The following is a 12,520-nucleotide window of genomic DNA, read 5'->3' as shown; positions in this document are numbered from 1 at the left end:
ACCGCGTTGCGGACCTGGAGCCCGTGTTCAGATCCTCGTCTGGCAGATGGGGGTGAATGACAGTGTGGACGGTGGCGTTCTCGCGAAAGGCGGACAAGGCGTTAGCCGCGCTTCACCCGGAGATGCGAAAGCGGGTTTCGGACGCTCTCGAAGAACTGCGCGCCGATCCATTCAGGGCCCGTAACGTCAAGGCGTTGAAGGGCAGCGACAACCTTCGCGTTCGCGTCGGTGATGTGCGCATCATCTATACGCCTCGGAAGGACCGTCTGATCGTCGTGGTCATCGATGTCGGTCCAAGAGGCGGCATCTACTGAAAACGGCCGGTCCCTGGCGGGGCCGGCCGTTCTGTCATTCAGCGTTGTGACGCTCAGCCTTTGGCGACATAGCCCTTGCCGCCGTTGGAGGGGCGACGGCGGGGGCGGCGCTTGATCTCGCCGTCGGGGCGCGGGGCGCCGGCGTTGGCCGGAGCCGGGCGGGCGTCGTTGCGGGGATCATTGTTGACCGAGCGCGCACGCTCGCGGGCCAGCGGATCGAAGGCGCGGTCCGGGGTCGGGCGAGCCTCTTCGCGCGGGCCGGCCTTGCGGACGCGGTGCGGTTGACCGCCCCCTTCCAGCCGCACGCCGTCGCGACGCGGGTTGCGACGGCCGCGGCCGCCCTCATTGCGGTCGCCGCCTTCGCGGTCGGGCATCGTGGCCTTGGAGCCGACGCCCAGGGCCATGATGGTCGCGTCCAGCGCCGCCAGGGTGCGGTCGTTGCGGCGGTCGATGGCCGGGATCTTCTGGCGCGTGACCTTCTCGATGTCGCGCAGCAGCTTCATCTCGTCGCCGGCGACGAAGCTGATGGCCGTGCCGTCGGCGCCGGCGCGGGCGGTCCGGCCGATGCGGTGGACATAGGCTTCCGGCACGAAGGGCAGTTCAAAGTTCACGACGTGGGAGACGCCGTCCACATCGATGCCGCGCGCGGCGATGTCGGTGGCGACCAGAACCCGCAGCTTGCCCTTCTTGAAGGCTTCCAGCGTACGTTCACGCTGGGGCTGGGACTTGTTGCCGTGGATGGCGCCGGCCTCGACGCCGCCGGCCTCCAGATAGGCCGCAACCTTGTCGGCGCCGTGCTTGGTCTTGGTGAACACCAGGCAGCGCGTATAGGTCGGGTCCGAGAACATCTCGGTCAGCAAGGCGCGCTTGCGGCCCTGTTCGATGTGGATGATCGACTGGTTGATGCGCTGGACGGTCGTCGCCTGGGGCGTGACCGAGACCTTGACCGGGTCTTTCAGCAGTTCGCCGGCCAGTTTGCCGATTTCGGTCGGCATGGTGGCGGAGAAGAACAGGTTCTGGCGCTTGGCGGGGATGCGGCTGACGATCTGGCGGATCGGCTTGATGAAGCCGAGGTCCAGCATCTGGTCGGCCTCGTCGAGGACGAAGATCTCGGTCGAGGACAGGTCCAGGGTCTTCTGCTGCATGTGGTCCAGCAGGCGGCCCGGGGCGGCGACGAGGATGTCGAGGCCCTGTTGCAGGGCGCGTTCCTGGGCGCCGTATTTCACGCCGCCGAAGATGACCGCGACGCGGAAGCCGAGGTGTTTGCCATAGGCCTTGAAGCTGTCGCCGATCTGGCTGGCCAGTTCACGAGTGGGCGACAGGACCAGGACGCGGGTGGTGCGCGGCTTGGGGGCGATGCGGTTCTCGGCCAGGCGGTGCAGGATCGGCAGGGCGAAGGCGGCGGTCTTGCCGGTGCCCGTCTGAGCGATGCCCAGCAGGTCCTTGCCGGCCATGACATCGGGGATGGCCTGGGCCTGGATCGGCGTCGGGGTGACATAGCCTTCCGCCTTCAGGGCGGTCAGCAGGGCGGGGTTCAGACCCATGGAGTCGAAGGTGAGTGTGCTCACGGAGGTGTTCTTTCGCGTATGCGGCAGCGCGCAACAGCCATGGCTCAACGCCGAAAAGGCCGCGCACCGCCAGTCCCGACTTGGCTCCGGGAAGGGAGCCGCAACGGGGTGGATCGGGCGCCGCCCCGCGTGTCCGGGCAGCGAATGAAACTTGAGGGGCCGGCGGCTTCTACAGACAGATCTTCATCGAGGAGGAAGACCCACACGCGCTGGAGACGCCGGAGATCGCAATTGTGCGACGCAGCGCAAATGGGCGCAAACTGCGGCCGAGTCAAGGCAACTGCTTAAGTTGAAGATCCGGCTGAGGTGGAGTCGGTGCTGGCCGACACGGGTCGGACGCGCAGCGCAGGGCGCCGACAGTGGAAGATCACGGCTTCCCATCACCGATCACGTAATGTTACAGGCGGAAGGCGTCCGACCTCCTTCTCCCTCCCGAGGACTCCACATGACCGCCTATTCGACCCGCGCTGGCCTGTCCGTCGCCGAGCCCCTGTCGGCCTTCATCGAGACGGAGGTGCTTCCGGGCCTGGGCATCGAGGCCGGGGAGTTCTGGGCCGGGTTCGCGGATGTCTTCAACCGCTTCACGCCGCGCAACCGGGCTCTTCTGGCCGTGCGCGACGAGCTGCAGGCGCGGATCGACGACTGGAATCATGGGCGACGCGGGCAGACCAACGACCCGGCGGCGACCGAGGCGTTCCTGAGGGAGATCGGCTATCTGGTCGAGGAACCCGGCGACTTCACCATCGCGACCGAAAACGTCGACGACGAACTGGCGCGGCTGGCCGGGCCGCAGCTGGTGGTGCCGATCCTGAATGCGCGTTTCCTGCTGAACGCCGCCAATGCGCGGTGGGGCAGCCTCTATGACGCCTTCTACGGCACGGATGCGCTGGGCGACCTGCCGCCGGCCGGCCCCTATGACGCGGGGCGCGGCGCCCGGGTCGTGGCGCGGGCCAGGGCGTTTCTGGATGAGGCGGTCCCCCTGGCGAGCGGATCGTGGATCGATCTGACGGAGGTCGGGCCGGACGTGGCCCTGAAGGACCCGTCGCAGTTCGTCGGCCATTCGCCCAAGGGACTGCTGTTCCGCAACAACGGCCTGCACATCGAGGTGGTGTTCGATCCGGCCCACCCGATCGGCAAGACCGATCCGGCAGGGATTTCCGATGTGGTGCTGGAATCGGCGCTATCGACGATCTGCGACCTGGAGGACTCGGTGGCGGCAGTGGATGCGGACGACAAGGTCCTCGCCTATCGCAACTGGCTGGGGCTGATGAAGGGCGATCTGGTCGAGACCTTCGACAAGGGCGGCCAGACCCTGACCCGGCGGCTGAACCCCGATCGCGACTTCACGGCGCCGGACGGCTCGACGATCACCCTGAAGGGCCGGTCGCTGCTGTTCGTGAGGAACGTCGGCCATCTGATGACCAATCCGGCGGTAATGTTCGCCGACGGGGCCGAGGCGCCGGAGGGCATCCTCGACGCCATAGTGACCAGTCTGATCGCCCTCTACGACCTGAGGGGGCTGGGGACACAGCGGAACAGCCGGGCGGGCTCGGTCTATATCGTCAAACCCAAGATGCACGGGCCGGACGAGGCGGCCTTCACCAACGACCTGTTCGACGCGGTCGAGGACCTGATCGGCGTCGCGCGTCATACGGTCAAGGTCGGGGTGATGGACGAGGAGCGACGCACCTCGGCCAATCTGGCGGCCTGTATCCAGGCGGTGAAGGACCGGATCGTCTTCATCAACACCGGCTTCCTGGACCGCACGGGCGACGAGATCCATACGGCCATGCAGGCCGGGCCGGTGGTGCGGAAGGCCGAGATCAAGTCGTCGAAATGGATCTCCGCCTACGAGGCGCGCAACGTCGGCATCGGGCTGAAGCATGGCCTGTCGGGCCGGGCCCAGATCGGCAAGGGGATGTGGGCCGCGCCGGACCGGATGGCCGAGATGCTGGAGCAGAAGATCGGCCATCCCCGGACGGGCGCCAACACAGCCTGGACCCCGTCGCCGACGGCGGCGACCCTGCACGCCCTGCACTATCATGCGGTGGATGTGTTCGCGGTCCAGAAAGAGGTCGCACAGCGGCCGATCCCGGGTCTGGCCGATCTGCTGACCCCGCCGCTGGCTGAGGGTGTGAACTGGTCGGACCAGGACATCACCGACGAACTGGACAACAACGCCCAGGGCATCCTCGGCTATGTGGTGCGGTGGATCGATCAGGGCGTCGGCTGTTCCAAGGTGCCGGACATCCACGACATCGGGCTGATGGAGGACCGGGCGACGCTGCGGATCAGTTCGCAGCATATCGCCAACTGGCTGCTGCACGGGGTCTGCACGCCCGAACAGGTCGACGCGGCCCTGTTGCGGATGGCGGCGAAGGTCGACGTCCAGAATGCCGGCGACCCGCTGTATCGGCCGATGGCCGGCGATCCGGTTGGCAGTGCGGCCTTCCAGGCGGCGCGCGATCTGGTGTTCAAGGGGGTGGATCAGCCCAATGGCTATACGGAGCCGCTGCTGCACGCCTGGCGCCGGCGGGTGAAGGCGGCGGGCTGACGCCAGCCGGCCTTGCTGACGCAGGGGGCAACCCAAGCGTGGCCGGAGCGTTGATCGGGAGAATTCACCCCCGCCAACCGCCGGAGCCCGACTCATGTCCGTTCGCCTTCCCCTGATCGCCGCCTTCGCCGCCCTGACCCTCGGGGCCGCCGCCTGCACCGAGGCCGAAACCGAAAAGGCCGAAGTCCAGGCCGACCGGGCCGGAGAGACGGCCGAGGACGCGGCTGCGCGCGCCGGTGAAACCGCAGGCGATCTCGCCGCCCGTACGGGCGAGGTGGTCGAGGCCGGCGCCATGAAGGCGGCCCAGGCGGTCGAGAGCAGCGCCGGCAAGGTCGCCGACAAGCTGGAGGCCGAACAGGCCGAGGCCGCCGCCGAGGGCCGTCCGGGCGCCATCGATCCCGCCACGGACCGCCGCGTGCCGGCGGACTGAGGGCGGGCGGGACGCCCTGCTTTCCCTCTCCCGGCGGGAGAGGGCTTGAGGCTCGCAGAGCGTAGCGATGCGCCAGCCGAAAGGGTGAGGGGTTAAGGTGCGAACCGGTGAGGGCATGACCCCTCACCCTTTCGCGCAAGTCCGATCGCCTTCGGCTCCCGGGCGCTCAAGCCCTCTCCCTCTGGGAGAGGGACGAACCTTGCCGATCACCCCTCCGCCAGCAGGGCGTCGATCAGGGCCTTCGCCTCGGGGCTGGACCAGTCGGCGCCGCCGGTCAGATGGGCGCGAACGCGGCCCTGACGGTCCAGCAGGATGGTCTGGGGCATGGCGCCCTTGCCGGCGAACTCGAACGGCAACTGGAATTTCGGGTCGCTGTAGAAGGGCAGGGGGGCATTGTTGGAGATGAAGGCGCGGGCGTCGGCAACCTGGTCCGGCAGGTCGACGCTGACAGGCACGACCGCGACGTCCGGGTTCGCGGCATAGGCGGCGGCGAGGGCGGCGAGGGTCGGCATCTCCTCGCGGCACGGCGCGCACCACAGGGCCCAGAGATTGACCACGGCCACCTTGCCCCGGAACGCGTCGAAACGAACCCCGGCGCCGGTTGCATCGCGGAAGACATAGTCCGGCGCCACGACGACATCGGCGGGCGTCCGGAGCTTGTCCATGGCGCCGATTGCGAACCGGGCGAGCCCGGATTTCGCACCCTTATCAGCGGAAGCTTTGGCAGGCGGCTCCCGGTTGACGTATAGCAACGCGCCGACGCCCGCTGCGCCGAGCAGAAGCGCGCCCGCCATCGCCAACACAATTCGTTTAGAGCCGACCATGTCCGATCCTTTGCCTGACCCCGGCTCCAAGACCAATCCGAATACGACCGGTCAAGACATGTGGGGCGGGCGCTTTTCGTCGCGGCCGGCCGACATCATGCAGGCCATCAATGTCTCCATCGGCGTGGACCAGAGGCTGTGGGCCCAGGATCTGGCGGGATCGCGCGCGCACTGCCGCATGTTGATCCAGCAGGGGATCATCGCCACCGCCGACGGCGAGGCGATCCTGAAGGGGCTTGACGCCATCGAGGGCGAGATCACCGGCGGGACCTTCCCCTTCCGCGACGCCTATGAGGACATCCACATGAATGTGGAGGCCCGGCTGTCGGAACTGATCGGCGAGCCGTCGGGGCGGCTGCATACGGCCCGCAGCCGCAACGACCAGGTGGCGACCGATTTCCGCCTGTGGGTGCGCGACGCCTGCGACCGGACCGGCCATCAGCTCAGGGCGCTGCAGTCGGCGCTTCTGACGCGGGCCGAAGAGCATGCGGGCGACCTGATGCCCGGGTTCACCCATCTGCAGACCGCCCAGCCGGTGACGTTCGGCCATCACCTGATGGCCTATGTCGAGATGTTCGGGCGGGACGCGGGCCGTTTCGCCGATGCGCGGACCCGGATGAACGAGAACCCGCTGGGCGCGGCGGCGCTTGCGGGGTCGCCCTTCCCGATCGACCGTCATGCGACGGCGGCGGCGCTGGGCTTCGACCGGCCGATGGCCAATTCGCTGGACGCCGTGTCCGACCGTGATTTCGCGCTGGAAAGTCTGGCGGCGGCCTCGATCACGGCGGGGCATCTGTCGCGCCTCGGCGAGGAGATCGTGGTCTGGATGACGCCGATGTTCGGCTTCGCCGCCCTGCCGGACGACCTGACAACCGGCTCATCGATCATGCCGCAGAAGCGCAACCCCGACGCCGCCGAACTGGTGCGGGCCAAGACAGGGCGGATCCTCGGCGCCTTCGTCGCCCTGTCGACCGTGATGAAGGGCCTGCCTCTGGCCTATTCCAAGGACATGCAGGAGGACAAGCCGCCGGTGTTCGAGGCGTTCGACGCCCTCGATCTGGCCCTGACGGCGATGACGGCCATGGTTTCGGCCCTGATCCCCAACACGGAAAAGATGGCGGCGGCGGCGGGCGCGGGCTTCTCGACGGCGACGGATCTGGCCGACTGGCTGGTGCGCGAGCTGAACCTGCCCTTCCGCAAGGCGCATCATGTCACGGGGGCGGCGGTGAAGATGGCGGAGGCCCGGGGTGTCGGTCTCGCGGAATTGTCACTGGAAGAATTGCAGACACTGGAACCCGGCGTCACCGAAGCCGTCTATAAGGTGCTGACCCCCGAAGCTTCCTGCGCCAGCCGCCAGAGCTTCGGAGGGGCCGCGCCGGAACAGGTCCGCGCGCGGATCGCCGAATGGAAGTTGCGCCTCACATGAAGAAGCTGATCCTCGCGGGCTGCTGCGCCCTGATCGCCGTCTCGGCGGCCGCCTGCGGCAAGATGGCGGACCTTGAGGCGCCGCCGGCGCGCGAGACCGAACGCGCCCAGCGCGACCGCTGGGCCCCTAAACTGGCTGACCCGGCCACGATCAACCGTCCCTCGACCCAGCAGCCGATCGACGGCGGCCCGGTCAACCCCCTAGGCGCACCCGCCGCCGGGCGCGATCCGCAGTAGGGTCATCGGCGAGGGTGACGGAGGGGGCCGGGTCGTCTAACGAGGCGAGACCGCTTCCCCGGACCTGACCGCGTGCACCATTTCGATCTCAAGGACGGCGTGCTGCACGCCGAGGACGTCTCGCTGGCCGATCTGGCGGATCAGGTCGGGACGCCCGCCTATGTCTATTCGACCGCGACCCTGACACGGCACTACAACCTGCTGGCCGGAGCCGTGGCGGCGCGCCGGGACGCGCTCGGTCACGCCCTCATCGCCTTTGCGGTCAAGGCCAACTCCAACCTGTCGGTGCTGGCGACGCTGGCAAAGCTCGGCGCGGGCGCCGATACGGTGTCCGAGGGCGAGATCCGCCGGGCGCTGAAGGCCGGCGTTCCGGCCGACAGGATCATCTTCTCCGGTGTGGGCAAGACGGACGCCGAACTGGCCTATGCCGTCGGCGTCGGGGTGCGCCAGATCAATGTCGAGAGCCCGGCCGAGCTGGACCGGCTGATCGCGGTCGCCGGGGCCGCGGGCGCCGTCCCGGACATCGCCATCCGGGTCAATCCGAAAATCGGCGCCGGCGGCCACGCCAAGATCACCACGGGCGGACAGGGCGACAAGTTCGGGGTGCCGGCGGATGAGGCGATGGCCCTCTACGCCCGCGCCGCCGCCTCGCCCCATGTAAATCCGGTGGGCCTCGCCTGCCACATCGGCAGCCAGATCACCGACCTGAGCCCGCTGGAGGCCGCCTTCACGCTGTTGCGGTCGATGACGGAGACCCTGCGTGGGCGGGGGCTGGAGGTGACGCGGCTGGACCTCGGCGGCGGACTGGGCGTCCCCTATGCGGGCGGGGCGCCGACCGCCTCGATCGAGGACTATGTCGCCATGGCCGCGCGCGTGCTGGCGGGACTGGGCGTCGAGGCGGCGTTCGAGCCGGGCCGGCTGCTGGCCGCCAACGCCGGGGTGCTGCTGGCGCGGGTCATTCAGGTGACCGAACGCGAGGACGGGCGGCGTTTCCTCGTGGTCGATGCGGCCATGAACGACCTGATCCGCCCGGCCATGTATGACGCCTTCCACGAGGTGGTCGCCGTCCGTCCGCGCGCGGTCGGGGGCGACAACGCCCCTGCGGCCTATGACATCGTCGGCCCCATCTGCGAGACCGGCGACACCTTTGCCCGCGACCGCGACCTGCCGCCGTTGCAGGCCGGCGATCTGGTCGTCTTCACCGGGGCGGGGGCCTACGGCGCGGTGATGTCGAGCGAATACAACACCCGGCCCCTGGTCCCCGAGGTCATGGTCGACGGCGCCCGCCGGGCCGTCATCCGCCCGCGCCCGACCTATGACGAGATGCTGGCGCGCGAACCGCTGGCGGAGTGGCTGTAGGGCCTATTTTGCGGCGGGGGCGTAGACCACGCGGCATTCGCCCTCGATCGTCGTGAACCGGCCGTTCGCCGCATCCACGAAGGAGATGCGCCCCCCCTCATCGTATTCGACCTTGCCGGTCGAACGGCCGGCGAAGTTCTGCGTCCCGTAGGTCCAGCAGGTGATGTCGGCCGGGCGGTCGGTCCATTTCACGTCGTTCTGGGCCCGACGGCTGTCGGTGCAGGCCGACAGGGCGGGCAGGGCGACGAGGGCGATCAGGATCAGGGAGGTGCGCATGGACTGATCCTGGGGGAGGCGGCGTCTCAAGACAAGCTCAGTCCCGTGCGGCGATCGTGGCTCTACGCGCCGCGAACCCGGCCTCGACTTCGTGGTCTGAAAGGCCTTCCCCAGCACGCATCGAAATCCGAGCGATTTCGACCTTGCGACGCAGGAAGACGTCATAGGAGCTGCTTGACTCGTCTCTTGCGACATTTTCTCGCATCAGTTTTCCCTCAATCCAGGGCGCAGATGTCCGGCAGGCCCCTCAGCGTCCCGGCGTGGTCGAGGCCGTAGCCGACGAGGAAGCGGTTGGGCGCCTCCCAGCCGACGAAATCGGGCTCGGGCGCGCGCGGCAGCGGCCAGGGTTTGCGGGCGAATACGCAGGTCAGGACTTCGGCGGCGCCGGCCTCGCGCGTGATCCGCACCGCCTCGGCCAGCGACAGTCCGGTGTCGAAGACATCGTCGAGAATCAGCACCCGGCGACCGGCGATCGGCCGCTGGAACGGGGCGTAGACGTCGATCCGGCCCCGGCTCGTCTTCTCGTCGCCGTAGGAGGTCAGCCACAGGGCGTCGAAGCGGACGTTACGGCCGATGCGGGACAGGGCGCGGGTCAGGTCGGCGGCGAACCATAGGCCGCCGGTCAGCAGGACGGCGGCCACCGTCTCGTCGTCAATGACCGGGGCGATGCGGGCGGCCAGTTCGGCGACGACGCGCGCCACCCCGGCCTCATCCAGCAGGACGGTCGGCGCCGGTTGCGACTGTGGAGCGGGGGAGGAGGGGCTGTCGACCATGACCCCAGCCGTTAACGCCTCCCCGTGGCCGCTGTCGAGCGGTTCCGCGTCCCGGCTTCAGTGATGCGCCGCTGCGGCGGGGGCAGGGGCGGCCGCCGCATGGGCCGGAGCCGCGACGGGATGGGCCTCGACCGCGGTGGCGGGCGCCGAGACGCCCAGATCGCCGATGGCCGGACGCAGGCCGCTGTCCGCTGCGTGAGATGCGGTCGGAGCCCCGGCATGATCCGGGGAGGGCGCGGCGCCGGACGGGGCGTGGTCCTGCGCCGGATGGGCCGGTTCGGCGTGGCCGGGGGCATGAGCCGCAGCAGGGTCGGGCCCATGGTCGGGGGCGGGGAGCGCCCGCCCGGCCGCCTCGACGAACCGGACGCCGATCCCGACGCCGTGCGCGCCAGGGTCCGGCATCACCACGGCGAAGCCCTGGACCTTGCCGGGCAGGACGGGGGCGGCGCGTATGGGAAGGATGCGGTGGCCCACCTCGGCGCCGTGGGCGTCCAGCAGGGCGACGCGGACGGCGGGGGCCACGACCTCGTGATCGCGGACGTTCCGCAGCGCCCCGGACACCACCACCTGTCCCGGATCATTGCGCAGCGGGCGGGCCCGGACGGCCTCGAACTCCAGGCCGACGGCATTGACGGGCGAGCCGATCGCCGCATAGGCGGCCGCCGCACGGGGCCACAGCTCGACCACCTCGACCCGGAACAGCCAGCCGGCCGCCAGTATGCCGGCGAACAGGCTGGCCAGTCCCGCCCAGACCGCGCCATGGGCGGCGGCGCGGCGAAGGCGGCGGGTCTGTTCGGCCCGGGCGCGGAAGGCCTTCGGCAGTTCCGGGGCGGGCGTCTCGGCCAGCGATTCGGGGATGGGGGCCTCGGGCGCGGGCTCCGGCGCGGGGGCCGCTTCGGCCGGGGCGCTGAGCACGAGAGGGTCTTCGACGCGTTCGGCGCGCCACACATGGCTGCAGGACTTGCAGCGCACCTTGCGGCCGTCTGGGCCGATGCTTTCATCGGGCACGAAATAGCCGGTGGCGCAGGACGGGCAGGTCAGTATCATGGGGTCTGACTGTGAGGCTTGATCCGCCCCCTCCTGTCGCGGCGCTTACGCCCCGGTCTCTTAAAAACCTGATGTCCTCACCGCCCCGCCGCGTCGCTGCCGCCGAACCCGCCTCCGAGACCGTCCGCCTCAGCGGCGTGGGTTTCGGCTATGCTGATTCGCCCGACGTGCTGCGGGACGTTAACCTTAGTTTGCCGCGTGGCTCTTTCCACTTCCTTACCGGGCCCTCAGGTGCGGGAAAGTCGTCGCTCCTGCGGCTGCTGACCCTGGCCGAACGCCCCACGACGGGAACGATCCAGGTGTTCGGCCGCGATGTCACCACCCTGTCGCGACGCGAGGCCCCGGCCCTGCGCCGCCGGATGGGGGTGGTGTTCCAGGATTTCCGCCTGCTGGACCATCTGGACCTGTTCGAGAACGCGGCCCTGACCCTGCGGCTTGGCGGAGGTCGGACCCGGGACTATGCGGCGGATGTCGAGGAGATGCTGCGCTGGGTCGGGCTGGGCGAGCGGATGCAGGCGCGGCCCACAGCCCTGTCGGGCGGCGAGAAACAGCGGCTGGCCATCGCCCGCGCCGTCATGGGCCGCCCCGAAATGATCATCGCCGACGAACCGACCGGCAGTGTCGACCGGGCCATGGCCGACCGGCTGCTGAGGCTGTTCCAGTCGCTCAACAAATTGGGGGCGACGGTGCTGATCGCCAGCCATGACGAGGATCTGGCCGATCGTTCGGGGGCGCGCCGCCTCAGGCTGGATCACGGCCGCCTGGCGGGAGGCGAGGCGTGAAGTCGCCCTTCCCGACACGGCCCGGTCTGTTGCCCCGCGACGCCGCCGGCGAGACCTGGCTGGCGGCGGTGATCGCCGTCCTGTGTTTCATCGCCTGTCTGGCGGCGGTCGGGGCCTCTGCGGCCGACCGGGCGGCGCAGGGCTGGGCCGGGCGATTGAGGGCCGAGGCGACCGTCCAGGTGCGCCCGCGGGTCGGGGAGACGGGATCCGTCGCCGCCGGACGCGCCGCCGAGACCCTGGCCGGGGTGCCGGGGGTGGAAGAGGCCGAGGCCATGGACCGTGAGACGGCCGAGCGGCTGTTGCGGCCCTGGCTGGGCGAGGCGGCCCTGCCCGACCTGCCCCTGCCCTTTCTGGTGACCGTGCGGCTGGACCGGGAGGCGCCCGCCAGTGCGGTCCTGATGAGCCGGGCCCTGGCCGAGGCCGGGCTGGACGCCAGTGTCGACGACCATCAGCTGTGGCGGGGCGAGGTCGAACGATCGGCGGCGACCCTCTCGGCCCTGGCGCTGGCGGTCTTCGCGCTCGTGGCCCTCGCGGCCGGTGCGGCCATCGTCTATGCGACCCGCGCCGGATTCCAGGCGCATCGACTGGTGGTCGAGACCCTGAGCCTGTCCGGCGCGACCGACGCGGCGGTGGCGTGGCTGTTCCAGCGGCGCTACGGGATGCTGGCGGCGGCGGCAGGCGCGGCCGGGGCCTGCGGGGCCGGGCTTCTGGTGGCGGGGCTGCGGTTCCTCGGCGGAGAAGGCGGGGTGACGGCGGCCCTTCCGGTCTCCTGGTCGGATCTGGCGCTGCTGGTCGCCTGTCCGGTGATCGCCGGGGCTGTGGCCCTGGGCGCGGCCTGGATCGGCAGTCTGACGGTTCTGCGCCCCGCCCGCCCTGCCCAGTCCCGCCCCGAACGGTCCCGCCTTGGCCTGACTCGCGAGGACCGGTAGGA

At 69.8% G+C, this 12,520-nt stretch carries 13 protein-coding genes; 8 read left to right on the top strand and 5 right to left on the bottom strand.

The genetic code is table 11. The annotated features are described in order from the left end of the window. Nucleotides 1–56 precede the first annotated feature (56 nt). A complete protein-coding gene (locus ACW17W_RS13885) occupies nt 57–314 on the top strand; it encodes a type II toxin-antitoxin system RelE family toxin (RefSeq protein ID WP_492077489.1) in 258 nt (85 codons plus the stop codon). 53 nt (nt 315–367) lie between these two features. Here ACW17W_RS13885 and ACW17W_RS13880 read toward each other — a convergent pair whose 3' ends face one another. Then, complete coding sequence (locus tag ACW17W_RS13880; RefSeq protein WP_492077488.1) at nt 368–1,882, bottom strand: DEAD/DEAH box helicase; 1,515 nt, start codon at nt 1,880–1,882, stop codon at nt 368–370. Between the two features lie 445 nt (nt 1,883–2,327). Here ACW17W_RS13880 and ACW17W_RS13875 point away from each other — a divergent pair, with 445 nt between their 5' ends. Together ACW17W_RS13875 and ACW17W_RS13870 are read left to right on the top strand one after the other, a co-directional pair. Next, complete coding sequence (locus ACW17W_RS13875) at nt 2,328–4,436, top strand: malate synthase G (protein WP_492077487.1); 2,109 nt, start codon at nt 2,328–2,330, stop codon at nt 4,434–4,436. 94 nt (nt 4,437–4,530) lie between these two features. Continuing rightward, the gene (locus ACW17W_RS13870; protein WP_492077486.1) at nt 4,531–4,866 is read left to right on the top strand and encodes a hypothetical protein; all 336 of its coding nucleotides are present in this window, start codon (nt 4,531–4,533) and stop codon (nt 4,864–4,866) included. 206 nt (nt 4,867–5,072) lie between these two features. Here the strand turns inward: ACW17W_RS13870 and ACW17W_RS13865 are convergent, their stop codons facing one another. Next, nucleotides 5,073–5,531 carry a TlpA family protein disulfide reductase gene (locus ACW17W_RS13865; RefSeq protein ID WP_492077485.1) on the bottom strand — a complete coding sequence of 153 codons (459 nt, stop codon included), beginning with the start codon at nt 5,529–5,531 and terminating at the stop codon, nt 5,073–5,075. Between the two features lie 157 nt (nt 5,532–5,688). On the opposite strand from ACW17W_RS13865, the gene argH reads away from it, so the two are divergent. From argH to lysA, 3 genes are all read left to right on the top strand, one after another. Continuing rightward, on the top strand, nt 5,689–7,116 hold the full coding sequence (argH, locus tag ACW17W_RS13860; protein ID WP_492077484.1) for an argininosuccinate lyase: 1,428 nt from the start codon (nt 5,689–5,691) through the stop codon (nt 7,114–7,116). Beyond that, entirely contained in the window at nt 7,113–7,352 is a 240-nt protein-coding gene (locus ACW17W_RS13855) for a hypothetical protein (RefSeq protein ID WP_492077483.1), read from the top strand. Before argH ends, ACW17W_RS13855 begins: the two co-directional genes overlap by 4 nt. A 72-nt stretch (nt 7,353–7,424) precedes the next feature. Next, on the top strand, nt 7,425–8,711 hold the full coding sequence (gene lysA, locus ACW17W_RS13850; protein ID WP_492077482.1) for a diaminopimelate decarboxylase: 1,287 nt from the start codon (nt 7,425–7,427) through the stop codon (nt 8,709–8,711). A 3-nt stretch (nt 8,712–8,714) separates the two neighbouring features. On the opposite strand, the gene ACW17W_RS13845 is transcribed toward lysA, so the two are convergent. From ACW17W_RS13845 to ACW17W_RS13835, 3 genes are all read right to left on the bottom strand, one after another. Next, entirely contained in the window at nt 8,715–8,987 is a 273-nt protein-coding gene (locus tag ACW17W_RS13845) for a hypothetical protein (protein WP_492077481.1), read from the bottom strand. Between the two features lie 215 nt (nt 8,988–9,202). Continuing rightward, the gene (locus tag ACW17W_RS13840; protein WP_492077480.1) at nt 9,203–9,760 is read right to left on the bottom strand and encodes a phosphoribosyltransferase; all 558 of its coding nucleotides are present in this window, start codon (nt 9,758–9,760) and stop codon (nt 9,203–9,205) included. A gap of 57 nt (nt 9,761–9,817) precedes the next feature. Beyond that, complete coding sequence (locus ACW17W_RS13835; protein ID WP_492077479.1) at nt 9,818–10,807, bottom strand: MJ0042-type zinc finger domain-containing protein; 990 nt, start codon at nt 10,805–10,807, stop codon at nt 9,818–9,820. 71 nt (nt 10,808–10,878) lie between these two features. Between ACW17W_RS13835 and ACW17W_RS13830 the strand changes: the two genes are divergently transcribed. Both ACW17W_RS13830 and ACW17W_RS13825 read left to right on the top strand, forming a co-directional pair. Next, entirely contained in the window at nt 10,879–11,589 is a 711-nt protein-coding gene (locus ACW17W_RS13830) for a cell division ATP-binding protein FtsE (RefSeq protein WP_492077478.1), read from the top strand. After that, nucleotides 11,586–12,518, top strand: a complete 933-nt coding sequence (locus ACW17W_RS13825) for a cell division protein FtsX (RefSeq protein WP_492077477.1) — start codon at nt 11,586–11,588, stop codon at nt 12,516–12,518. The genes ACW17W_RS13830 and ACW17W_RS13825 overlap by 4 nt, the downstream gene beginning before the upstream one ends. The last annotated feature ends 2 nt before the right edge of the window (nt 12,519–12,520 follow it).

This window comes from Brevundimonas sp. FV1ye29L (assembly GCF_058681095.1).
The sequence above is the reverse complement of the archived record's forward strand: the minus strand, read 5'-3'. Positions and strand labels throughout refer to the sequence as shown.

Excerpts from the sequence above, each read along its gene's own strand:
- ACW17W_RS13885 (WP_492077489.1), top strand. The coding sequence starts at position 57 with ATGACAGTGTGGACGGTGGCGTTCTCGCGAAAGGCGGACAAGGCGTTA.
- ACW17W_RS13875 (WP_492077487.1), top strand. The coding sequence starts at position 2,328 with ATGACCGCCTATTCGACCCGCGCTGGCCTGTCCGTCGCCGAGCCCCTG.
- ACW17W_RS13870 (WP_492077486.1), top strand. The coding sequence starts at position 4,531 with ATGTCCGTTCGCCTTCCCCTGATCGCCGCCTTCGCCGCCCTGACCCTC.
- ACW17W_RS13865 (WP_492077485.1), bottom strand. The coding sequence starts at position 5,531 with ATGGACAAGCTCCGGACGCCCGCCGATGTCGTCGTGGCGCCGGACTAT.
- argH (WP_492077484.1), top strand. The coding sequence starts at position 5,689 with ATGTCCGATCCTTTGCCTGACCCCGGCTCCAAGACCAATCCGAATACG.
- ACW17W_RS13855 (WP_492077483.1), top strand. The coding sequence starts at position 7,113 with ATGAAGAAGCTGATCCTCGCGGGCTGCTGCGCCCTGATCGCCGTCTCG.
- ACW17W_RS13845 (WP_492077481.1), bottom strand. The coding sequence starts at position 8,987 with ATGCGCACCTCCCTGATCCTGATCGCCCTCGTCGCCCTGCCCGCCCTG.
- ACW17W_RS13840 (WP_492077480.1), bottom strand. The coding sequence starts at position 9,760 with ATGGTCGACAGCCCCTCCTCCCCCGCTCCACAGTCGCAACCGGCGCCG.
- ACW17W_RS13835 (WP_492077479.1), bottom strand. The coding sequence starts at position 10,807 with ATGATACTGACCTGCCCGTCCTGCGCCACCGGCTATTTCGTGCCCGAT.
- ACW17W_RS13830 (WP_492077478.1), top strand. The coding sequence starts at position 10,879 with ATGTCCTCACCGCCCCGCCGCGTCGCTGCCGCCGAACCCGCCTCCGAG.